General features: G+C 42.0%; 13 protein-coding genes. 1 reads left to right on the top strand and 12 read right to left on the bottom strand.

What is annotated here, in order from left to right; all coding sequences use genetic code 11:
* Positions 1-402: 402 nt before the first annotated feature.
* Both MMU07_RS18470 and MMU07_RS18465 read right to left on the bottom strand, forming a co-directional pair.
* The gene (locus MMU07_RS18470) at positions 403-600 is read right to left on the bottom strand and encodes a hypothetical protein (protein ID WP_241128085.1); all 198 of its coding nucleotides are present in this window, start codon (positions 598-600) and stop codon (positions 403-405) included.
* Positions 601-828: 228 nt separating this feature from the next.
* A complete protein-coding gene (locus tag MMU07_RS18465) occupies positions 829-3,585 on the bottom strand; it encodes a M14 family zinc carboxypeptidase (protein WP_241128084.1) in 2,757 nt (918 codons plus the stop codon).
* Between the two features lie 290 nt (positions 3,586-3,875).
* On the opposite strand from MMU07_RS18465, the gene MMU07_RS18460 reads away from it, so the two are divergent.
* A complete protein-coding gene (locus MMU07_RS18460; protein ID WP_241128083.1) occupies positions 3,876-7,712 on the top strand; it encodes a PVC-type heme-binding CxxCH protein in 3,837 nt (1,278 codons plus the stop codon).
* Positions 7,713-7,904: 192 nt separating this feature from the next.
* On the opposite strand, the gene MMU07_RS18455 is transcribed toward MMU07_RS18460, so the two are convergent.
* The 10 genes from MMU07_RS18455 to MMU07_RS18410 form a co-directional block, all read right to left on the bottom strand.
* A complete protein-coding gene (locus MMU07_RS18455; RefSeq protein WP_241128082.1) occupies positions 7,905-8,546 on the bottom strand; it encodes a hypothetical protein in 642 nt (213 codons plus the stop codon).
* Positions 8,547-8,657: 111 nt separating this feature from the next.
* Positions 8,658-9,068: a rhodanese-like domain-containing protein gene (locus tag MMU07_RS18450; RefSeq protein WP_241128081.1), complete on the bottom strand. Its 411-nt coding sequence runs from the start codon at positions 9,066-9,068 to the stop codon at positions 8,658-8,660.
* A 114-nt stretch (positions 9,069-9,182) separates the two neighbouring features.
* Positions 9,183-10,328: an aminotransferase class V-fold PLP-dependent enzyme gene (locus MMU07_RS18445; RefSeq protein WP_241128080.1), complete on the bottom strand. Its 1,146-nt coding sequence runs from the start codon at positions 10,326-10,328 to the stop codon at positions 9,183-9,185.
* Between the two features lie 323 nt (positions 10,329-10,651).
* Positions 10,652-11,845, bottom strand: a complete 1,194-nt coding sequence (locus MMU07_RS18440; RefSeq protein WP_241128079.1) for an alpha/beta hydrolase family protein — start codon at positions 11,843-11,845, stop codon at positions 10,652-10,654.
* Between the two features lie 6 nt (positions 11,846-11,851).
* The gene (locus MMU07_RS18435) at positions 11,852-13,498 is read right to left on the bottom strand and encodes a sulfatase-like hydrolase/transferase (protein WP_241128078.1); all 1,647 of its coding nucleotides are present in this window, start codon (positions 13,496-13,498) and stop codon (positions 11,852-11,854) included.
* A gap of 425 nt (positions 13,499-13,923) precedes the next feature.
* A complete protein-coding gene (gene bglX / locus MMU07_RS18430) occupies positions 13,924-16,224 on the bottom strand; it encodes a beta-glucosidase BglX (RefSeq protein ID WP_241128077.1) in 2,301 nt (766 codons plus the stop codon).
* A gap of 113 nt (positions 16,225-16,337) precedes the next feature.
* Positions 16,338-18,308 carry a glucoamylase family protein gene (locus tag MMU07_RS18425; RefSeq protein WP_241128076.1) on the bottom strand — a complete coding sequence of 657 codons (1,971 nt, stop codon included), beginning with the start codon at positions 18,306-18,308 and terminating at the stop codon, positions 16,338-16,340.
* Positions 18,309-18,344: 36 nt separating this feature from the next.
* Entirely contained in the window at positions 18,345-20,012 is a 1,668-nt protein-coding gene (locus MMU07_RS18420) for an FAD-dependent oxidoreductase (RefSeq protein WP_241128075.1), read from the bottom strand.
* A gap of 116 nt (positions 20,013-20,128) precedes the next feature.
* On the bottom strand, positions 20,129-20,932 hold the full coding sequence (locus MMU07_RS18415; protein ID WP_241128074.1) for a 3-keto-disaccharide hydrolase: 804 nt from the start codon (positions 20,930-20,932) through the stop codon (positions 20,129-20,131).
* 609 nt (positions 20,933-21,541) lie between these two features.
* A complete protein-coding gene (locus MMU07_RS18410) occupies positions 21,542-23,575 on the bottom strand; it encodes an FAD-dependent oxidoreductase (RefSeq protein ID WP_241128073.1) in 2,034 nt (677 codons plus the stop codon).
* Positions 23,576-23,950: the final 375 nt, after the last annotated feature.

The raw sequence follows: 23,950 nt of genomic DNA, 5'->3' as shown, positions 1-23,950 counted from the left end.
TAATAGAAACTCTTTAGAAATTGAAACAATAACTAATTTCAAACAACAAAAGTGTCAACCATTTTCAGGACGAGACATGCCTCAATGGTATAAACTAACACCTCCCCCATCCCAAAGGGATGAGATATTTATAATTGAACAACCAACCGATCAGAAACTCCGACAATGAAGGGGTCGAATTAAAAAATATTCGTAGCGAATACCATTCGACCGGTTCCCGGTCGGGCGACATTTGATTCAATGATTTTCTATAAATATGTGACCTGTTCCGGGTCTAACATCTTTCCTATCCCACAGAGTTGGAATATTAATAATTAAACAATCACCTGACCTGTTCTGGGTTTAAAAAACGGTATAAAAAATAGAAACCCCAATAATTGCCATGGGGTTCTACCAAAAACTTTAATTCTTGCCTCTAGACATGATTACTCCAATAATCAAAAGGGCAACACTGATAATCACAGGAGTCCAATTGGCGGTACTTACCGCAATGTCCATCCCAAACAAATTGAAACTTTCAGAATCCTGCATTGCCTGTATTCCAAACATAAGTGTACCAATTGCTCCGATAATTGCTAAAATTATTCCTAATGCTTTCATATTTTGCTTGGTTAGTATTGTTCAATTTAAAGAATACCAGAATGGAAAGCGTTACACATTCTTTGGATTTGAAGTGAAAAAGGAATCCCATCTACCAACCCCATATCTAAATACCAGACCAAAAATTCCCTGAACAAAAAAATACCGCAGATATCCTGAAACTTAATGGGGAAAAACGTACCCAAAATTCCCAGAACATCTGCGGGATTCAATAAATCAAAAATACTTTTACCTCATCCTGTCCCAATTGATGATGGCATTCCATACCATCGGTGCGTCAGCATGGTTGAGGTAGCGGTGAAGCGGATCGAAAGTAAAGGCAAGGACATTTCCATTGCCCAAAGGCACATTAAAAACAGCGCCGTGACCAACGATTTTATCCTCATTTCTCACCATACCAGCAACCACATAAGGAGCATCTTTCGCTTCGGATTTGGCAGGTTTCTCCACCTTGGGCTTATCAGGCATACCCATTATCGGACCTTCAAATTCCAGTTCATCTTTCAGTGGCTTGTTACCATATTGTACCAGCATCATATTACGGTTATACTTGTCAGTCTGTAGCAATGGCCCATTTCCACGGAAGATGGAGAATGTCTCCGAATAGCCAAAAAGAACAGGATGTCCTGTATTCCTTGCTTTGGCATTGACAATGGAACCTGGGTGAAATAAGGCTCCCTGATCGGCAGGAGTCAAATCGGAAATGATACCAAGCTCGGACATGATGGTGCTCGTATTGTCCAGAGTGATGAGCAATCCACCTTCTTCAGCAAACTTTTTCAAATTATCTACTCCCAAAAATCCGGGGCCGCCGGTCATATCACTAGTCGCATCAGGGAAGCCGTGGGATGGAAACTCTGCAGTTTTGGTATATGGCATCGGTCCAAATTTTTTATCCACTCCATGCACAAAACGTTTGGCATTTCCATTTACCCTTGGTATCAAAATGACATCAAATCGGGATTTCAGATTGCCGGCTTTCAAATCGTCTTTGTCAATTGATGTGTAGGGAATTCCTCTTTCTTCGAAAGTGTACCTCGACCAACCTTCATCTTGGGTATTGTACCAAGTATGGTAGATGGCCACTTTCGGCAATTTGACAGCCTGCTGATCTGCAGCAGCGATATTGGTACCTCCTGATTTCAGATCCAATCCAAAATCCGAAGCTAATTTTTTGGCTTGGTCAGCATTGATTTTTTTGATCAAAATGGCCCCTGCCGAAACAGTATCTCCATCGACAACAGTCTGCTTGGGAAGAATGGTGATTTCAGCATTTTTGTTGGCAGCTTTGACGGCATACAAGGCCGGAAGCACGGTATTTTGTGCCTTATATTTCAATAAATAGGTACTTCCCTGACCTTCGACTTTACCTACATATTTTGGATTTTCTGTCAGCAACTTGAGAGAAGAAATATCAAAATCGATGCTGTCTTTGGATACTACCTTTACGCCATAAAGGTAAGGCAATGTCCAAGCGATCGCATCATAAGGAGGATATTTGGCATCTTTGGGATATGCCTGAGGGGTCAAAAGTGAAACTGCAAGATTTCTATACGGTTGTTCTGACAACACCACATAATCACTATCTGACTCATGGACTTCGATACCCTGAAGCATCATCTGCTTCGCAAGGTAAGCCACCATGGCAGGGTCTCGTTGGTCCTTGGCGATGGTGAAAGCTTTTGCACCTTCAGTTTTCCCCTTTTCGACACTGTTATATCCTTTTTTATAAAAATTCTGAAGCAGCATTTTACCATTATTGGCGGCATAGGACAGCGAAGCGAGGACACCGGTCATGGTATAGTTGATGTTGTTTCTAAATGACCAATAGACTTTTCCTGTGGCAGGGTCCGGACGGTACCATTCTTTGGAAGTGACAAGATCTCCGGCAAATCTCGCATTGCTCAAATCTCTCAGGTAAGTATCTGCTCCCGCATTGCCATAAGTTTCATAAAAGCGGCCGTTGGAATTGTGATTGTTCGCTACCCAAATGCCATAACCCGGCCACCAACCATCATAAAATGCCCAGGTAAACGCTCCAGGCAATCCTTCAGAAGCTACTTTTGCCACATCATGGTTAGCCATGATCTGCCATTCGCTGACAGTAATCGGATCCACAAAATCGTTGTAAGGACCTGTTCCTGTAGAAATGTATAGCAAGGGAACCGACTCGTGCAAGTCAAGCATCACCGTTGGATGAAACTCAAAAAAGCCCTTGAAAATGGATTTGGTGATTTCCTGCGAAACCTGCAAACCATCCCTGTTATTGTCATGGAAGACATATTTGGCCCAATAAGGAGAAGATCTTGGAAACCCATCATCAAATTCTTTGCGGCCTTTGGAATAGCGATAGTACCAATCTACCTGCTTGTCCAAGCCATCAGGTTCAGAAATGGGGTTGATGACAGTGATCACATTGTCACGGATATCTTTGATATCGGAAGATTGGGAAGTTGCCAATCTGTACGCGAGTTCCATCAGCGCCTCCGGTGAACCCATCTCGGTGGCATGCATGCCGCCACTGACATAATACACAGGCTTGCTGTCCAAAATGATGGTCTCTGCCTGTTCAGGACTTGTTTTTCGGGAATCCGCTAATTTTGCCAACTGGCTTTTGTAATGGTCAAGGCGCTTGATTGCATCCTCATTGCCGATGACGATAAGGAAAAAAGGCCTACCCTCTTCGGTTTTCCCCATCTCCTGCATATGCACCAAAGGAGAAGTGTCCGCGAGTTTTTGGTAATACCCATAAATCTCAGAAGAGCGGTGAACCTGTCCTTCCGCACCGATGATATGTCCAAAATGTTTGAGCGGGGAAGGAATCGTAGGATGATCGACTACGTCCAAAAGGAATTCAGGAAGAAAGCGCTTGTCTGTGGTAAATTCCCGGATTTTTTGGTTGTAAACTTCATCGGTTTTTTGTGCCTGCAATGGCTGAATCAGCATTGCAAAAAGCAACACCAAAAGGCAGTAAATTCTATTCATTGTAGATGGTTTTAAATGGAATTTCAAGCTACAAAAAATAAGGATAAACTAAGACCGGAATTTATTTCAGTGGCTGAAACAGGAATTTCCTTATAGATTTTGATTTAATTCTAAAAAATGAAAATCGAAATACAACTTTGAGTTTGAATATTATGCTGATTGTCACCCATGCCATCCCTTCTTCAATTTTAAGATAAGGTTTTTCGGTAACAATCCTTATATTAAAGACTTGAAATTCATCCTATTGCAAATGCAGGATTTTCCTTCGAAATCAATAAAAATTACCCAACATGAAAACCCAATCCATCCAAAATCTGCTTGCTATTATTGTTTTACTTCTTTTCATTAGCTGCAAAAAAAATGCTACTGAAACATTCAATCTATCAGAATCTACCGAACCAACGACATTGAGGTTGGAGGAAGATCTTGAAAAAGGAACCATTTCTATTTTTCGACAAGGAGAAAACGAACCGATTTTGGTCCAAAATGCGAAGGATGATTTCAGACCATATATACATCCGATAGTTGCACCTGACAACAAAGGCCTCTTAACAGAATACAGCCCCGGACACCACAAACATCAAACAGGATTGTATTGGGGATTTACAAGAGTCAACGACCGGGATTATTTCCACAATCCGCAGGGGGATTATTGGAAGAAAGTCGCTTCCAACATTGTCGAAAAGGAAGGTACCGAAGTAAAATGGCAGACCGTTTACCACCTATTGGATGAAGCTGGAGAAACAGTTATGGAAGAAACCCAAAACTGGAGTATGAGAGAAGAGGGCGGAAAATACTTTTTGGATCTGGAATGGAAAGGAGAAGCGATCAAAGATATCGTGATCGGCAAATATGATTACGGGAGTTTATTTCTAAGAATGCCATGGAAGGAAGGCATCAAAGGTGAAATAGTGAATGCTGCACGCCAGAAAAATGAAAGTGCTGAAGGCCAACCTTCGATGTGGGTCAATGTGGCCATGCAGGTCGAAGGACGGGAGGACATGGCCAATGTTGCGATTTTTGACCATCCCGAAAACAGAGGATATCCAAACAAATGGCGGGTGGATGGTCAGTTGGGATTGGGTCCTGCATTTACCCGGGATGGAGATTGGGCTATTCCCAAGGGGAAAATTGAAACGCTCAAGCACCAGCTCGTCGTCTATACCGGCGAACTCAATGATGTGAAAATGACTGAAACTTGGGGACAATTCTCAGGAAAAGAAGGCATGTACAATACCACTGAGCTTTGGGCCTTGGCACAAAGGGAAGGAAGAGAGGCAAAGTTTCTCAGCCCTCAGGAGGCAGTGGAAGCGATGACTGTCAAAGCCGGATTTAAGGTGAATGTATGGGCATCCGAACCGATGATGACCCAACCCATGGCATTTTGCTGGGATGATCGGGGCAGGCTTTGGATTGCAGAAAACAAAGATTATGAATCCCGGGGATATGGTTTTTCCAGTTCGGGAGACAGCCGCATTCTGATTTTGGAGGATACTGACGGCGATGGTGTCGCGGACAGCAAAAAGGTTTTTATTGAAGGATTGGCCTTTCCTGCAGCCATTGCTGTGGGATTTGACGGCGTTTATGTAGGTGCTCCGCCCAACTTGCTATTTATCCCTGACAAAAATGGAGATGACAAAGCCGATACGGACAAAATTGAAATCCTGCTCACAGGTTGGGGAATACTCGATAGACACGAAACACTCAACAGTTTACATTGGGGACCGGATGGTTGGCTGTATGGCTTGCAGGGGTTTGCCACTCCTTCCAAAATCCGCAAACCTAACGGTGATGCAAAACTCTACTACCACAATGATGCCTTTCCTGAGGACCTACTGGAAAAAGAAGGCGTTGATATCAACGGTGGCGTGTGGCGTTACCATCCTGTCAAAGACCGATTCGAGGTTGTGGCACATGGATTTAGCAATCCTTGGGGCATAGACTACGATGCCAAAGGGCAGCTTTTGATGACCGCCTGCGTGATTCCTCACCTGTGGCACGTGATTCCCGGCGGGATTTACCACCGACAAGGAGGACAGCATTTCAATCCTTATGTCTATGAAGACATCAAAACCATCGCTGACCACAGCCACCGTTCAGCACATGGCGGAGCGCGGGTTTACCAGTCTGATGCCTTCCCAAAAGAAGAGCAGGGAAAGATTTTTATGGCCAATATCCATGAACATGCGGTACTTTCTGACATTTTGGTTCCCAAAGGATCAGGCTATCAGGGAAAGCACGGTGATGAATTTATGGTAGCTAACAATGCCCAATGGGTTGGATTCAGCATGGAAATCGGACCGGACGGAGCACTTTATGCCTTGGATTGGCACGATGCGGACATTTGCGGAAAGGAAGTTTTGAATGAAGAGACGGGCAGGATATTCAGGATTGCACCTGAAAAATCCCTAGCAAAAGACTTTGAAGGCAGGTATTCTGATTTGAATAAAATGAGCGATAAGCAATTGGTCAGCCTCCAAACCAATCCAAGTGACTGGCATGCGAGACGCGCCAGGGGAATCCTTCACAAAAGGAAAGTAAACGGAAAGCTCCAAGCCACTACCAATGCGGAATTGAAAGCCATTTTCGAAAAAGACAAAAACCCCGATTGGAGATTACGGGCAATGTGGTCTCTGCACCTGACAGGGGGATTTACCGAACAGCAACTGGTCCAAGCGCTCTCTGACAAAGACCCACATGTACGGGCTTGGGCCATCCAATTACTCTGCGAGAACATGAAGCCGTCTGCTGCGGCGGTTTCCAAGTTTAGGGTAATGGCAAAAGATGACCCCTCCCCTGTTGTCCGTTTGTATCTCGCATCTGCTATCCAAAGGATGTCAACAGCGGATAAATGGGAAATCGCTGGTAATCTTGTCCTACATGGGGAAGACGCCAATGACCACAACCTGCCTAAACTCATCTGGTATAGCATTGAACCCCTAATGGCGGAAAATCCTGACAGATTTTTGGCACTTTCCAATTTCTCAAAAATCCCATTGGTCACCCAATACATTGCCCGAAGGGCTGTGGATGAGGACGAATTGGAAAAATTGGTAGCACTGATCGGAAAAGGAGGATCAAACACAGAGCATCTTTTGACAGGCATGTTGGCGGGAATGGAAGGACGTACAGACTTGAAAATCCCACAAAACTGGAAAACCGTATCGGACAAACTCCAACAATCCAGTGGAAAATCGAAGATACTAGCTCAGGAAATATCCGGTCTATTTGGGGATACGGAGGCCACACAAAGGGCTTTTGCTTTGCTCAAAAACAAAAATGCTCCCATCGATCAAAGGAAAAAAGCCCTTCAAACGCTGACCGCGCAACAACAAAAAGAACTTCAGGCCGAGTTGCCAAAACTATTGCAGGAACCAGCAATGAAACTTGATGCAATCAAATCCATTGCAGCTTTTGACAATGAAGCATTGGGTAAATTACTGATCGACAATTTCTCCAAATTCAATCCCGAGGAAAAACTCGCAGCCATGCAGACGCTTTCTTCCAGGCAACGGTATGGCGGCATGTTGACCAAAGAAATCAAGGAAAAAAGGATTGCCAAAAGTGAAGTTCCGGCAGGTGTCGCGAGGCAATTACTCCGTGTAGTGGGAAGTGGTTTTATTGAAGTTTGGGGTCCAATCGAGCAGGTTGCAAGTGATGAAGCAGCTTATAAAAAATATAGGGCGATGATTAATCCATCCTCTCTTTCTTCTGCTGATTTGAAAGCCGGAAAGAAAATTTTCCAAAATACCTGTGGAAGTTGCCACAAGATGTTTGGTGAAGGAAGTGTGATTGGGCCGGATTTGACAGGTTCAAACCGCGCCGATACAGAATATATCCTACTGAATGTTTTGGAACCAAGTGCCGAGATCCAGGATGATTACAAAATGGTCGTGATCAATACCCGTGATGGTAGAACCTATTCAGGCAATGTGATCAATGAAACACAAAGGCAATTGACGCTGCGGGTGGTCGGTCAGGAACCTGTCATCATCAACAAATCCAGTATCCTATCCAAAGAAGTGACTCCTGTTTCCCTGATGCCTCCGGGCTTATTTTCCAACTTGACCGAAAAAGAAATCGTGGACCTGATGGCGTACCTGAAGACGAGTAAGAGGGTGGATTGAGGGTTGGTTATTGGTTATTGGGTTAGAGGTTATTTGGTTATTGGAAAAAAGTCAAAAGTTAGAGTTTTGCAAAACTAAAATCTATCCTATGATGATTATATTATTTTGAAAAAATAAATATATCAAATTACATTTTAAATAAATTCATGATTAAAAAATACACCTATTAATCAAATAGGTTTTGAAAAGCTATTATTTAAATTTCAATCCCTTTTCTATTTCCTCTTTTTCAATTGAATTGTAACTGTAAGATTCAATCTCAAATTCGTTAGAAACAGGAAACTTTCCATTGTATTTGGCTATAGACTTTGAATAATATTCAACTGTCTGATAAGTTTTTTGATTTACTTTAATTTCTTGTAATGTTTCTTTTATTCCTTCTATTGTCCATCCATTTTTCAAATAGAATGATGTATCTATTTGAAATTCAATTTGAGAGGCTAAAATTTGCTTCTGATCTTTACTTAAATAATATGTCACTTTTGAAGGTGATTCACATTCAAAATTACTTTCCGTTTCTCCGTAACCATTAAGGTTATATTGAATTATAGTAGAATCGTCAGGATACTCAAATTTTATCCAAGAAACCAAATAGCAAAGCCTATTAAAAACAGTGGAATTTTTCTCATAAAATTTAATTTCAATTACCCTACCATATCTATCTATCTCCTCACTTAAATGATGATTTGGCAGGTTATCTTTTGAAATATTCCATCTTACAATATCAAAATCTGATGCTGTCTGTTCATACTCATGATATACTCTCTTTGTCTGACCGAAACAACTTGTTACAAAAAGAAATAAACAGGCTATAAGTGTTGCATCTTTTTTCATATTGGATATTTACTGATTATTAGGAAAGTTTGTATTTCGATATTTCAGATTTTAAAAATTTTAAAAGTATTTCTGAAAGTAGTAAATTTTTAGCTTTCGTTTCACAACTTTCTAATCTGCCTTTACCGCTTCAAACCCATTTTTCTTCCAATCCACAATCCCGCCACTGAGGTTATAGACTTTCGTAAATCCATTGTTCAAAAGAATATCTGCGGCTTGACGGCTTCTGCCTCCCACTGCGCAATAGACATATACTTCCTTGTCTTTGGGTAAGCTTTGGAGTTTTTCTTCAAATCCACTTTGGTAGATATCGATCACGTAAGCATCAGGAATGATTCCCTGTGCCACTTCCTCAGGAGTTCTCACATCCAAAACAATCCCATTTCCAGAAGCCAAGAGGTTTTTGAAAGTAACCGCATCTACTTCTTCCACTTTACCTGAAACCTCGGAGTTCTCAGAAGTTTTTGAATTGCAGCTGCCCAAAAAAGTAAGGGCGAAAAGGAAAATGGCAAAGTATTTCATGGTGCTTGGGGTTTTGGGAAACAAAGATACTTCAAAAGCTATTTTTACTTTGCGGACAAAAGTCACAAAGACAGTTTCTCTTTAATCAAAACAAGGAATTTATTTTAACCAAACCTAAACCTCCCCCAAAGTCCTTATTAGCATGGCAATATCCTCTTCTGTATTGTACAAATGGGTAGAAAGGCGGATAGCTTTGCCGCGGACTGAGACATAGATTTTCTTTTCCTGCAGCTTTTGAAGCAGTGTCTCCTGAGAAATTGATTGTGGCAACAAAAACCCAAACAGGTGCTTTGCCCTGAACTTATCCTCTTCAACCCAATATCCATTTTCACTCAGGTAGGCTATCAAAGGCTGGGTAAGTTCATGGCAATAAGATTGGATATTGTCTGTTTTCCATTCCAAAATCTGCTCGATCGCTGCATTCATCATCGGCAGCAGGATAAAGTTGCCGTATTCGCCGACATTGTATCGCCCTGAACCTGGTGCATAATCATCCACATAATTGGTCAAGCCGGAGAAGTTTTGGGCATTGCTTCTGTTGACCCAAGTTTCCTCCAATGGAATCCCATTATTAAAATACTCCGAATAATACGCCAACCCGATCGAATAAGGGCCCATCAGCCATTTGTACCCCGCGCAGATCAGCGCATCAATCTGACATGCTTCCACATCGATCGGTAAAGCGCCAACAGACTGAGTTCCGTCCAGGATGAAGAAGGTGTCGTTTTCTTTGCACTTCCGGCCTATTTCGGCTAGGTCAAAAAGTGTCCCATCTGTCCAATGGATTGTCGACATGAGGACGACAGCCGTGTCTTCATTGATGTCTTCGAGGATTGCCTGATTCCATTTTTCACCTCTTTTCTCCAAAGTTTCCGGCGCTTTAATGGTTTGGAGAGATTTATGGTTGTCTCTGCACCATTTCTCTATCGCATAATAACCACTTGGAAATTCCTCAGACACCACCAATGCGGTGTTTCCGTTGTCTTTTGGAAGGTTGTTGACCGCTGTACTCAATCCATAGGAGGCAGCGGGGATGATGGCGACTTGCTTTGCCGGACAGTTTACCAACTTCCCAAAATTGCTTTTGAGGATCTCGGCATTCTCAAAAAAATCCTTGGGTTGGATGGAAGTGGGGTTTCTTTTTCGGATCAAGGCTTCTATGCCGATTTCTTCCACTGATCTGAGCAAAGGCGACATGTAAGCGCTGTTTAGGTAATGGATGTCCTCAGGGAACTGGAAAAGGTGTTTTTGATTTTTCATATTTTAAAGATCACGCAAAGACGCAGCGACGCAAAGTAAGAAAGTATATAAATCCCACAAAGACACTGAGGCACAAAGGAAAAAAAATTATTTCACGCTAAGGCGCAATGGCGCAAAAGGTAAAAAGCCCGCAAAGGTACGGAGCCACAAAGCAAAATATATTTCCCGCTAAGACCCTAAGTCGCAAAAGGAAAATCCAAGAAAAATTACTAAGGAAGGTTTCTCGCCATCCTGCTGCTCCAGAAGCTGGATTTGTCTCACGCTAAAGTGCAAAGACCCTGACGAACTATGGTCTATCGACTATGGTCTATGATCTATAAAACTCACTTTTCCCCCAAATTCAATTCCACAAAATCCATATAGCTTTTCCAGTCTTCCAGAGTGAGATCATGTTCGCCTTCTCGGATATGGTAACCTGCGAATGGTTGAATAACCGGCTCTTTCAACTCCTCAAAGTCTAAAGGAAAACCTACCTTTTTTCCATAAATCAAAGGAAATACCCTGCTACCCAATTTCATCGAAAGGTACTCTCCTTTGGGGTCTGCCCACCTGTCTTCCCTTGCACTGGAAAAATAAACCGCCCGTGGCGCGATCAGTGAAACCAACATGTGTTGGTCGAGCGGCAACAATTCTTCTTTCCCATTGAATGCTTTGAAATTATCATTGAACCAATGGGGAAATGCCGTATTGATGACTTGGACTGTTTCTCCAAATTTTCTCTTAGACAAAGCTGCACCGCCGCACCCTGATTCGTTGGGGATCGTCACCGCCCATCGGGGATCATTGGCACTTGCCCAAAGCGCTGCCTTTCCAGATCTTGAATGCCCCACCAATACCGCGCGGTTTGCATCGATCAACGATTCTTTTTCGAAGTAATCCATCGCCCGCATCGCTCCCCAACCCCAAGCTCCCAATGCCCGCATACCGTCTTTTTGGCCCAATTGTTCCGGATACAGGCTTTCAATTACCCCTTTTGAAAATCTATTTTTGTCATCGGGTGCCACCGTCTCCACGTGAAAGGAAGCAGTCGCATATCCCTTTTCTACCAATTCCTTTACCGCCCAAAACCCTTCCTCGACCAATTTTCCATCTGCGTATGGGGGTTGGTAATTGATCAGCAAAAAAACAGGAAAAGGTCCTTTGCCATTTTTGGGAATAAACACATTCAAGCGCATGGTGTGGGTTTTTCCTTCACGGGAAACCTTTAAATCAATCTCCTTTAGAATAGCAATACTTGGATAAGGATTTTGACTTTTTGTCACTTCTGAAAATGAAATATCATCAAAATCTTTTGGGATCTGTCCATATACATTTTCTTCAAAAAGCATCAAAATCTCAGGTCTGCGGATATTTTCCCAATCCTCAACAGTCAGTATCGGATTTCCTTTAAGGCTGACGAATGGATCGGGTAAGATCAGGTCAGGAACTTTGCTTTCGTCATAATTAGCCGGGATCTGTGCCATAAGGTTCATTGTTAAAGAGAGAAGCAAAAAGAGAAAAGTGATTTTTGATTTCATGTTGATTTATTTAAAATAGCTGATTTCCGAGGTTTTGTATCCGATTCTAACTGCCCTTGCGGCAATGTTTTTGGCTTCAGGAATAGGCTCGTGGTACAACCTCCACCGCTTCCCTCCTATTTCATTATCTACCTGATAGGCGATACTTGCTCCTTCGGTGACAGAAGATAAGGTCATTTTTCCTCCTGAACTTTCAAATTCAACCTTTGCTGTCTCAGGTTGCACCATGCCCGGCCACATCATATTGACCAAGTCAGATTCCGGAACAAATCCCAAATCCTTTACCTCCAATTGCCATTTGCTTAACGCAGTCCTCATTTCCATCAACTTTTCCTTGTATTCAGGCAATTGGGCAAGGTTATGGATTTCATAGGGATCATTGGCCAAATCATACAATTCTTCTTGAGGCTTGGTTTTCATGAAAATATAAGCCGCCCCTCCTGTCAACTTTCCGTCTTGGTCCATTTCTATCAACGCCTTGGTCATGTCAATCTGTTCCCGGTAGGCGTTTCGGTAAATCAGCGGCAATTCCGGCCGGAAGTTCCTGATATAAACAAATCTCCCGTCTATCGCTGACCGGCTCATGTCCACTGCTTCATCAAAACGGTCAGCAGAACCAAAGGCATATTGGTGTGAGTTTTTGCTTTTGTATTTTCCCAAAAAAGCCTTCCCATGCATGTACTCCGGCGGTTCAATTCCTGCCAATGACATTACGGTTGGACCCAAGTCCATCAATGAAACGATGTCTTCTACTTTTGTACCGGCCATTTGCCCATTTGGCAGGCGGACGATTAACGGGACATGCAGTCCTGAATTACCGACTGCCCGCTTTTGCCTCAGCAAAGGACCGCCATGATCCGACCAAAAAAAGATGATGGTCCTTTCCAACAATCCTGCATCCTCGAGTTCCTTCAGCAATGTCCCGACCTGCTGATCCAATTCCATGATATTGGAATAAACGCGCCCTACATCCTGTCTCACCACAGGCAAATCCGGGAAATAGGCAGGTATTTTGATATTCTGAATATCTGAAAGCATGGGATCGGCTTTCTTACCAAAAACCCGCGACTCATGTGTGATTTCATGGTTGAAAACTGCGAAGAATGGCTGACCGGGAGCCCGGTTTTTGTAATGTGCCTCCCTTCCGATTTCATCCCAAGCAGTCATCGGAGCGTTGAATTGGTAATCGGTCTTGGCGGCATTGGTGGTGAAATAACCTGCAGCCCGGAGGTATTCTGTAAAGACTTTGACAAATGGCGGGGGAACAGCCGCGTATTCAGGGACATTTTTACCGTTGATATCTTTCTGTTTGTAGTAGGTCTGGTATACCTCAGCCTCAGGTTCTCGATAAGCATAGTGTGGTCCAGTGCGCATATTATGCGTTCCGATGCTCACAGGGTACATCGCCGTAATGATGCTGCTCCGACTTGGTGCACAGACCCCTGCTGTAGCGAATGCATCGGTAAACACAATCCCTTCCTTGGCCAATCGGCTGATATTTGGTGTTTTGATGCTGTTGTCACCATACACATCCAACAGCGGACTGATATCCTCCACCGAAATCCAAAGGATATTGGGCTTTTCGGGAGATTGGGCAAATGATGTTATTGAAAAATGAAGAAAAAAGAAAAATAAAAACAGACGGATTTTCATGGTTTATTGGGTTTGTAAAGCAATAATATCCGCCTAAATCGCAATAAAAACAAGCTGTTTTTTAAATATCAATGTTCAACTATATACGATTTGATACTAATTGATATTGGATATTCATAGATATTGTTTAGAAAATTAGCTTTAATTATTGTTTCAGATCATTTTGAAGAAACACACCATCATCAAACATTAAAAATCCTGCCCAATATCCAAATGGATAAAAAGGCAGGATTCTAAATTCAATTTTTCTTTGGAACAGGGATTCAGTTTGTTCCTCTCGCTGAGACTCCTAACCCACCGCTAAGACTGTTTATTGAGAGTGACTTCATTCTTCCTAAATACCTTCGAGGTTCAAAAAAACCTCAAAGGTAATTGTTCTGCAAACTGCGACTGATCACTGAATACTGACCACTGAATACTGACCACTACTCCTTCCAATCCACTTTAGCCTTCTTCACATCCCGTGAGTTTCCTCCCACCATGATTTCAAATTCACCAGGCTCCCAGACAAAGTTCAGGTCAGAATTATAGAATTTGAGGTCTTCAGGTGTGATTTCGAAAGTTATGGTTTTGGTTTCTCCTGCTTTCAATAGCACTTTTTGAAAACCTTTCAATTCCTTGACAGGTCTGGTCACTGAACCCACGACATCCCTGATGTACAATTGGACTACTTCCTTACCATCATATTTGCCCGAGTTAGTGAGTTCTATACTTGCTTTTAAAGTCTGATTTCCTTTAAGCGAAGTCCCACTCAACTTCAGATCACCATATTTGAAATCAGTATAACTCAATCCAAATCCAAAAGGATAAAGCGGATCATTGGATACATCGAGGTAATTGGATCGGAATTTTTGGAACCACTGTCCTTCAGGAAGTGGTCGGCCGGTATTTTTATGGTTGTAATATATCGGTACCTGTCCTACATTTTGTGGGAAAGTTGCACTGAGTTTACCGGATGGATTGACATCTCCAAACAACACATCGGCGATGGCATCTCCAGCTTCACTTCCTGCAAACCATACATTCAGGATCGCAGGCACATTTTCTTCTTCCCAAGTCAAAGCCAATGGCCTTCCTGTAAATAAGACCATGACGACAGGCTTGCCTGTTTTGAGCAAAGCTTTTAGCAAATCCCTTTGGTTTTCCGGTAATTCGATATCGCTCATACTTGAAGCTTCACCTGTCATTTCAGCGGATTCACCCAATGCAGCTACGATGACATCAGCATTTTTTGCCGCTGCCAAAGCCTCTTGAATGAGCACATCCGCAGGACGGTTGTCACGGTAAGTTGGCTTTCCAAATATACTCACCCGAGATTCCAATAAGGAATCAGCAACCACATTTGCCCCTTTGGCATAGATGATATTGGCATTGTCTCCGACAGCTTTTTTCAATCCTTCAGAAAGAGAGATGGCTTGGTCAAATCTTCCTGCCACACTCCAGGTCCCTGCCATATTCTCCTTGTTGTCGGCAAGCGGCCCAATCAGGGCAATGGTTCCTTTCTTTTGGATAGGTAAAATATTGTCTTTGTTTTTGAGCAAAACGAAGGATTGGGCAGCAATTTCTCTTGCAACTTGACGGTTTTCCGCATTAAACACTTCCTTTTTCGCGCGCTCAGGATCGGCATATCTGTAGGGATCATCGAATAAACCCAACTTGAATTTTGCGATCAAGATCCTTCGGCAGGCGTCATCAATCTGCTTTTCTGTGATTTTACCTTCATCCAAGGATTTCTTTAAAGTGGTCAAAAAGCCCTCCCCGACCATGTCCATGTCTACTCCTGCTTTGAGAGAAAGTTCAGATACTTTTTGTAAATCCCCAATACCATGGTCAATCATTTCATTGATTGCGGTATAATCAGTCACCACAAAACCTTCGAAACCCCATTGAGTTCTCAATACATCAGTCATCAGCCATTTATTGGCAGAAGCCGGTATTCCCTCCACCTCATTAAATGATGTCATCACCGATCCAACCCCGGCATCGACCGCGGCTTTGTAAGGCAAAAAATACTCATTGTACATCCTGATGCGGCTCATATCGACAGTGTTGTAATCCCTACCGCCTTCCGGTGCGCCGTACAAGGCAAAGTGCTTGACACAAGCCATAATCGTATTATTGAGTTTCAAATCATCCCCTTGATAACCATTGACCATTGCTTTGGCAATCTGAGCCCCAAGGTATGGATCTTCACCGCTTCCTTCAGAAACCCTGCCCCATCTTGGGTCACGGGAAATATCCGTCATGGGCGAAAAAGTCCAGTTGATCCCATCTGCACTTGCTTCGATGGCAGCGATACGTGCCGATTTCTCTACCAATTCCATATCCCAAATACTGGACATGCCGATTGGAATCGGGAAAAGGGTTTCGTATCCGTGGATAACATCCATCCCAAAAATCAATGGGATTTTCAGCCGGCTTTCTTCGACCGCAATTTTCTGAACAGCCCTTATTTTTTCAGCAGTTTTGATATTGAACAATCCACCTACACTTCCTGCTTTGATCTTTTCTGCGATGTTAGAACTTGAAGCCAAACCGGTGGTAAAATCTCCGGAAGCAGGTAGATTCAGCTGCCCGATTTTTTCCTCAAAAGTCATGATGGAAATGATGGAATCTGCTTTGTAAGTATACAATTCTTCCAAGGACATATTTTCTTTGGAAGGGTTACAAGCCAAAACAAATGAAAGCAATACCACATAAACTAAAAACCAGTGTAATCTTTTCATATTGATATTTTTTGGGGTAGTCTTTGAATATTCCAGGTTTGAGAATAGCAAACTAATTTCGGAAATTATCCACAGTTTTTAGATGATTTGAAGAAATAAAAGATGGTTTGACTTTAGTATGTAAATCCTAACCTATCCAAACCTGCCTGAACTTCCCGGTCCTTTATAAATAAATTCCATAGCAATCCGGTTCTGTGATTTTCTATCATGACGATAATCGGACCTTGGTCTATGGCCAAATACGAATCGGCGTACCACTGTTCGGTGATGTTGAATGCATCATAAAATCCGTATTGTCCCCAAAGCTTTTCTCCCATCTTGTAATAGAAAAATTGGAGCGCCTTCATGGACTCGACCGGGGTGTAAGGAAAAGAGGACAAAGCTGCCGTGGGCGAAATCACCCCCAAATCATTGGTCGGAGAATGGGCGTTATATCCGAGATGGTTATCACTTGCCGTCAATCCCCAACTGGATTCTGAATACCCCGCAAACCCAAGTGGATTGCTGATGGCATGGGCTTGGTTGATTCGGGAATGGTTTATATTCTGGGTCCAATAATTGGCATATTGGTCAGAAAGGTTTCTCGGATCCAATCCGAGTAACGAATAATGGGCAAAAAAGAGAGGCCCGCCAAAATCATATCCCAATGGCAAAGGAATCTGATAAAACATTTTTCCATTTCTCATGGCCCCGTTGTTTGCCCAGCCTTTTTCATACACCGGAAGGTCAATGGGATGGGTCAGTGAAGCTGCTCCCAAAACATAGACAATAAGTGATTCATTGTATCCACGGATGGGTAGGTTCATGTCCCAACCAAATTCCGGTGACCAATGCCAATACAAAATATCCTGACCCCCACGGGTGTACCAATTCCATTCGACTCCACGCCATAGCACATCTATTTTTTCGGCCAAAGAATTTTCCGAAGGAATTCCAGGATTCAAATAGGCCTTGACAGTCAATAATCCCTGTACCAACAATCCGGTCTCCACCAAATCCCCTCCGTCGTCTTTGGCACTGAAAGGGATTACTTTTCCGGTATTCCCATCCATCCAATGCGCCCAAGCTCCATGAAAGCGGTCTGCCTGTCCTAGGAGGTCTATGATTTTGACAAACCTTTCAATGCCCTGTTGGCGGGTGATGAATCCTCTTTCAATGCCTACCAAAATAGCCATCAAACCAAATCCCGTGCCGCCGGAAGTCACCAAATTTCCGGAGGTGTTCCTTTCCCTTGCCATGCCGCTGTTGGGATGTCCAAAATCCCAAAAGTACTTGAATGTCTGTTCCTGAACTTTGGTGAGCAATTCCTCCTCCGAAATCACGGGAAAAGCATTGTCTGAGCGATGACTTGTGAAGAATTCTTTTTTTACTTCGGCAAATCCTTGACCTTCGGCACCTTTCAATGCATTGGATATTTCGTAAGTGAACTTGGTCAAATCATTCAATGGCGCTGAACTTGTAATAGAAATTTTTTTGTCATTATCGGAAAAAGCAAATTGAAGATTCGGTACAGAAGCACCAGTAATTTTGGTAGCTGAAATTAGAGATTGCCGATTAACCGGACTGGAAAAATCTATAATCAAAGAAAAATCCAAGGGAACATTGACTGTCCTACCTTTTTTGGTTTGTTCAGAATTCTCAAAAGTTAAAGAAAGTACTTGTAGCCCCGCATCAACAGTTTTGAATTTGATCTCTTTTGCAGAAAAAGTATTTTCATCGGCTCCTTTAAGACTATTTAAAATGGAAATTGTATAAATTGTATTTGGCTTCAATACACCTAAAGGAGAAATCAGAATGCTTTTATAATCGGAATTTAAGCTCAGAGAAATAGGGATTTCTAGGTCATTTTCCTTTAATAAAATCGAATTTGCGATTGTCGCCCTATTAATTGGCAAAGAAAACCCTAGGGTGATCTGGCTATAAAGAGGTAGGTTTTCAGAAATTTTGCCGTTGAGATTGATTTCAATATTTCCAACATCTATTTTTTCAAGGATCAATGAAGGCCATACAAACTCACTTTCCCTACATCCAAAAACTAATCCAATAAATAAAACGAAATGAGAAATTCTTGCTTTAACTCTCATTTCAAGAAAAGTTCAAGTTTGTATATCTCATCATTTTCATTCTTTTTTTAGTTCAGCAACATTCCCAAGTATTTGGCCATCCTGTTTCAACCTTTCGCTCAACCTGCCATATTTCAAATCCTGCACAGAGATATTCTCTTCTATTGCCATTACAGCAGCAGTGGCAGCTGATTGGCCCAAGATCATAAATACAGGCTCCATTCTGATCGATCCAAAGGCTGTATGGGAACTTGACACACAGACAGGAACCAAGAGATTTTCGCATTCCTGCTTTTTGGGTAAAATGGTTCCATAAGATATGCTGTAGGGATTTTCCGGATGCACACCGATATCTCCTTCATTTTGGACATACCCCTCTTCTGTCACAAACCGCTGCACATTGTGCGAATCCAAAGAATACGAGCCCATCCCAATGGATTGTGGCACTTCCCTTTTGCCCAAAACCTCATGTTCTGTCATCACATAATCCCCGATCATGCGTCGTGCCTCGCGGACATAGATCTGATGCGGCCAATTGCCATTGTCGGTAAATTCATCCTTGGCCAATCCCCATTTTGCCATTTCCATTCTGATAGAGTCTGGTACTCTTGAATCATTTGCCAAGAAATACATCAGCCCTTTTTGGTAATCCTCGTGTTCGCGGATCATAGTTTTCCGCTCTTCATAGCTAGCTTCAGGATAGGAATAATTCTTACCTATATAATCTGTGCTGAAAGGTCCGTGGTTATTCGTGTCCGTTTTGAGATTGGGGATGTCATCAAACTTGTCAAAAGTCTCATTCCAACCTGTTTCAAGAACCCTTGCAAGAAGTTCATACCTGTTGGGATCATAATTATCAGGTTTTGGAAATGGAACCCTGTTATCGGGATGCTGACTGAGTGCCATCCTGAAATTATAGGCCTGAAGTCTTTGATCTCCTTCCCCATTTTTGCCCGGAGGCAAATCAGAAATTTCCGGAAGAAGTCCGCCTGTCGAATCATCCGGAATAACGTATGGACTTATTGGTTCATAGAAATAATGCCTGTGCTGAAAAACCCCTACTTGAACACCATTCCAAGTTTCACCATAAGTGGCATTGGATTCTCTGCCGATATGATAGCTGACACCTGCTGAAGCTAACAAATCCCCTTCGTAAGTCGCGTCAATAAAAACTTTCCCTTTGAAGATTTTTCCTGAAAGGGTTTTGAGGGAGATGATTTTGCCGTTTTCTTTTTGAACTCCTGATTCCCTATCAAGCCACTCATCACGCAAAACCTGAATTTCGTTTTCCCTTACAAAATCCTCAAAAATCATTTCAGCTACATGAGGTTCAAAAATCCACATTGTCCGCGCATTACCATCAATCGCGGGAGTTCCCTGTCCCTTGTTTCCATATTCCTCCCTTTTCTGCCATTTCCAGGCGGAGTCATTTTGGTAATGCATGTACACACGGTGGTAAAATTCCCTTGCCAAACCTCCAATCACGGATTTGTCCCCGGTATCTGTGAAACCCAAACCACCCGAAGATAGTCCTCCCAAATGGATGTCAGGGGAAACGACAATCACTGATTTGCCCATCTTCTTAGCCTGAACTGCCGCGGTAATGCCAGCAGAAGTGCCTCCATAGATGATGATGTCGGCTTCGAAATCGGATTTATTTTCTGTTTTACAGCCAAAGCTTAGTGTAAGAAGTACGGCTACGAGGAAATTGAGGGATTTGGACATTGGATATTTGGTAATTGGTTATTTGGTTATTTGGTTATTTGGTTATTTGGTTGTGGGTTATTGGTTATTGGGTTATTGGGTTATTGGTTATTGGTTATTGGATATTGGATATTGGGTTAATCAAGTTTTTTGATTTTGATTTCCTTAAACTCAACTCCTTGACCTTCTGCCTGTAATCCAATATAACCGGATTTCAGTGGCCTATCCTCTTCGAATAAGTCCTTGGGAAATCTATTGACAACACCTCCCGAAAAATTTACATGTGGCTTTGTGTACCTGAGAACTGTATCCCCATTGACGAGATGCATGACCAAAGAATCTTCATACACAATGAGTTCCGCCCTGACCCACTCATCCCAAGGAAAGGTTTCCGAGGTAGAATTGATGCAATGTCTTGGATCGGACACTCCTTCGAAGTACACTTGGGTTCCCGGAGAGCACATATTGCCTGTAGGTCGTGGATTTCCGTCTCCAGCATCTGCCAACATCTGATACTCTACCGACACTGGCCAATCTTGTTCTTTGAGAATAGTATTAGGGTCTTGGGAATGAAACATTACTCCGCTGTTTCGGAAAGTAAAGTCAGGGGCATCTGACATCCATTGGTCTGTAAACCGGTATTCCCATTTGAGGTGAAAAGAAGAAAATGGCTCTTTGTAGAATAAATGACCGTACTTTTCTTCAAAAACTTCATATTGATCATAGTTGACCTGAATGGCACCATCTACCACCCTGAAGGTATTTCCAAAATTCTCCCCTACCTCATGTTTATGGATTTTAGGAATCCATCCATCTAGGCTTTTGCCATCAAATAGAGTCTGCCATGATTCAAACTCACTTACATTATTTTGGCTTTTCCCACATGAAGAAACTATCAAAACTATGAGGGAATAAGCTAAGGCTTTTATTGGTCGGATCATTTTTTTGGGTTTTGGAAGAAATATAAAAATTTAATTTTGAAGGATCTTAGGTTGATAAATTAAATCCAACAAAGACATTCAAAAATCAATCAAACCTACTTCTCATGATCCAAAAAATATAAACCCACACGAATAAGGATCAGGAATTTAATTTATTGCATTGCAGCCCATATATAAACCGGTGATTATAGTGTTGTTTAGATTAGGTACCTCCCTAATTGGAGAATCTCGATTACCGAAATCAAAAGAGAAATCTCCCAATTTTATATATCAAGAAATTATCAATAAATGAGACTATTACCGATTGAATAACAAATTCTCTTGAAAAAGAAGGTGGGATTAACCCTTGTACACCTATATCCGACGGGTTATTAGCTTACTCATGATATAGGAGACTTACCCATTCTACGCCTAGACGTGACCCCGCTTGCACATAAATCAAAAAACCACCGCCTCAAAGAAACGGTGGTTAAATTATACCAATCAATCTTGTGTTTTTTTATTATTTATATTCTAACCAGGCCGTCGCAATACAATTTTCATTGGATTTAAACCTGATCCATCGTGCCTGAAAATTATCATGTCTGAGAGAGAGATTTAAGAAAGCTATTATTTCACAAATTCAAACTTAACGGCATCAGCAATCACGTATTTACTCTCTTCGCCATGAATGGTTAAAGCTTGCTGAAATCCTTTTTCGAAAGAATAAGTCCCAATTTTAACCCATTTACCTCCATTCGTTTTTTGATTAACTGTTAGGTTTTCATCGCCTTTGGAATGGTGAACTGTAAGACGGACATTAGCTTCATACTCTTTGGATGAAGGGTACCATGTAAATACCTTGTATTGTCCTGATTTGAAAAAGTAAGGCTGATAAATAAATTCTCCACTCTTTCCTTTTGGATTGTATCGGAAATTCATTTCAAAACGACCCGCATGAACCGTTTCCTGTTCCTGCCAATCTCCTGTAAAAAAAGTATACCCCTTCATATTATTGTCTATCACAATTTCATCTTCGGAATTCCAATTTCCGTATGGATTGTCTTTCAATGAAAGGATTTGTTTATACCCTTTTAATTTTTCCCGCAAAGCATAAACATCAATCTGTTGGACCGGCCGCTTTGATTTAAATGCCATTGCTGCAGCCACTCCGGCAGATTCCCCCATAATCATATATTGGGGTTCCATTCTTATCGAGGCAATAGCGATGGCACTGCCAGAAATGCAGACCGGAACAATGAGATTTTCACATTCCTCAAATTTGGGAACCAATGCCCTATAAGGAAGCTCATATTGTGCTACAGGGATGGACAAATACCCCTCATTGTACGTTTCTGATTTCATGTCAGGAAACCGGCTTATCTCCATATAACTGCGTTGCATTTCGCGAACATCAATATTATATGATCCCATTCCAATGGCGTCATATTTGACCGTATCCTGCATCAAATCATGTTGGGTCAAAAAATATTCCCCCTTCATCCTTCTTCCCACCCTGACATATAGTTGATGTGGAAAGTGGTTATTTTCAACATACTCATCCTTACATAGACCAAATTTTTTCATGGCATCCCTGACATGAGTAGGGACACTTGGATCCTGGGAGAGAAACCATGCCAATCCGAGGGTATAGTCTTTATGCCATTGCCAAATGCTGTCTCTTTTTTCATAATCAGCATCTGGATACAACCAACTTGAGCCATCGAGAAGATTGGTGGAGATTCCAACTGACGAGTTTATATCAGATTTGCCATTGGGCAATGTTGGCCAAAAACCGATCAATGGACCCGCTGAAGGTTTTTCCTTATAATACCTTCTTACCAGTTCATAGTTTTTAGGATCGTAATTGTCAGGTTTGGGCCATGGGACCATGTTTTCAGGTCGATCTGTGGCAATTAACCGAAAACAATACGACTGAACACCCTCATCTCCCTCTCCAATTCCTACCATGGGCTTTTGATGAATCAGCGGTAAGATCTTCTTTTCCTTTTCGTCCCAAAAGGGATTTATCCTCGCATCAATTTGGTGGCTGGTAAAAGTGATGGGCTGTCTTCCCGCCCAAGATTCATTGTAATCTTTGATCCCTTCCCTGCCAACTACATAAGAAATACCCGCCTTGGCCATTAAATCTCCTTCGTAACTGGCATCAATAAATACAGAACCACTCACATGATGATTATCCGAAAGGATGATTTTTGAAATTCTATTATTTCCCTTTTCAACAGCTATTACCCTTTTTTCATACATCACTTCAACCCCATATTCATCCAGCCAGTCTTTAAGGATTTTTTCGCCAACGTGGGGTTCCGGACCTCTCCAATTGAAGACATGTGTGTTGTAATGTTGAGCAATCCTACGGTAGAATTCTGTGGTCAACCCTCCAATTACTGTCCTGTCACCATAGTCAGTATGTGAAAGGCCACCTGTGACCATACCCCCCACATTTCTTCCAGGTTCTATCAACAAAACTGATGCACCTTCGCGGGCAGCTGCGATAGCGGCTGTAACCCCGCTGGCAGTTGCTCCATATATGATGATATCTTTTTGGACAATAGACTGCCCAAATGTGATATTCCAAAAGAAAATATATAAGAATATTGTATTGGATGTTTTTAACATCAATGACTTTAATTTTTTCATCATGATTCAGGGATTTGTTTAATAGCCAGAGTTTTAGACCAAAGCAAATGTCCAGTCTAGGCATTGTCAAACGGCCGATTGGGATTTCTGTCATTTTCTTTTATTTCCAATATCGTATTATTGAAGTCTGCCATAAATGTCTGTCTTTACACCCATATTTTCAAAAATGCAAAATAAACTACCAGATTACTAAGGTGTAATTTGGGATTACACCCTTTTATCCTTTTCATCTACGATAGCAGTCTAGACTCAATTGAATTTAGGACTATAACCCTCAAACGAGGGAAAATCTAACCTATCTTCTCAAAACAACAAAAAACCACCGCCTCATAGAAACAGTGGTTTTATAAATCACACAATCAATCTATTGTTATTTTT

This window comes from Cognataquiflexum nitidum, from assembly GCF_022538055.1.
GTDB lineage: Bacteria > Bacteroidota > Bacteroidia > Cytophagales > Cyclobacteriaceae > Cognataquiflexum > Cognataquiflexum nitidum.
Note: the sequence above shows the minus strand (reverse complement) of the source record. Positions and strands in the feature narration are given on the sequence as shown.

Coding starts and splice junctions, on each gene's coding strand:
- bglX (WP_241128077.1), bottom strand. CDS start 16,224: ATGAAAAGATTACACTGGTTTTTAGTTTATGTGGTATTGCTTTCATTT.
- MMU07_RS18450 (WP_241128081.1), bottom strand. CDS start 9,068: ATGAAATACTTTGCCATTTTCCTTTTCGCCCTTACTTTTTTGGGCAGC.
- MMU07_RS18470 (WP_241128085.1), bottom strand. CDS start 600: ATGAAAGCATTAGGAATAATTTTAGCAATTATCGGAGCAATTGGTACA.
- MMU07_RS18465 (WP_241128084.1), bottom strand. CDS start 3,585: ATGAATAGAATTTACTGCCTTTTGGTGTTGCTTTTTGCAATGCTGATT.
- MMU07_RS18410 (WP_241128073.1), bottom strand. CDS start 23,575: ATGATGAAAAAATTAAAGTCATTGATGTTAAAAACATCCAATACAATA.
- MMU07_RS18440 (WP_241128079.1), bottom strand. CDS start 11,845: ATGAAATCAAAAATCACTTTTCTCTTTTTGCTTCTCTCTTTAACAATG.
- MMU07_RS18425 (WP_241128076.1), bottom strand. CDS start 18,308: ATGAGAGTTAAAGCAAGAATTTCTCATTTCGTTTTATTTATTGGATTA.
- MMU07_RS18420 (WP_241128075.1), bottom strand. CDS start 20,012: ATGTCCAAATCCCTCAATTTCCTCGTAGCCGTACTTCTTACACTAAGC.
- MMU07_RS18460 (WP_241128083.1), top strand. CDS start 3,876: ATGAAAACCCAATCCATCCAAAATCTGCTTGCTATTATTGTTTTACTT.
- MMU07_RS18445 (WP_241128080.1), bottom strand. CDS start 10,328: ATGAAAAATCAAAAACACCTTTTCCAGTTCCCTGAGGACATCCATTAC.
- MMU07_RS18455 (WP_241128082.1), bottom strand. CDS start 8,546: ATGAAAAAAGATGCAACACTTATAGCCTGTTTATTTCTTTTTGTAACA.
- MMU07_RS18435 (WP_241128078.1), bottom strand. CDS start 13,498: ATGAAAATCCGTCTGTTTTTATTTTTCTTTTTTCTTCATTTTTCAATA.
- MMU07_RS18415 (WP_241128074.1), bottom strand. CDS start 20,932: ATGATCCGACCAATAAAAGCCTTAGCTTATTCCCTCATAGTTTTGATA.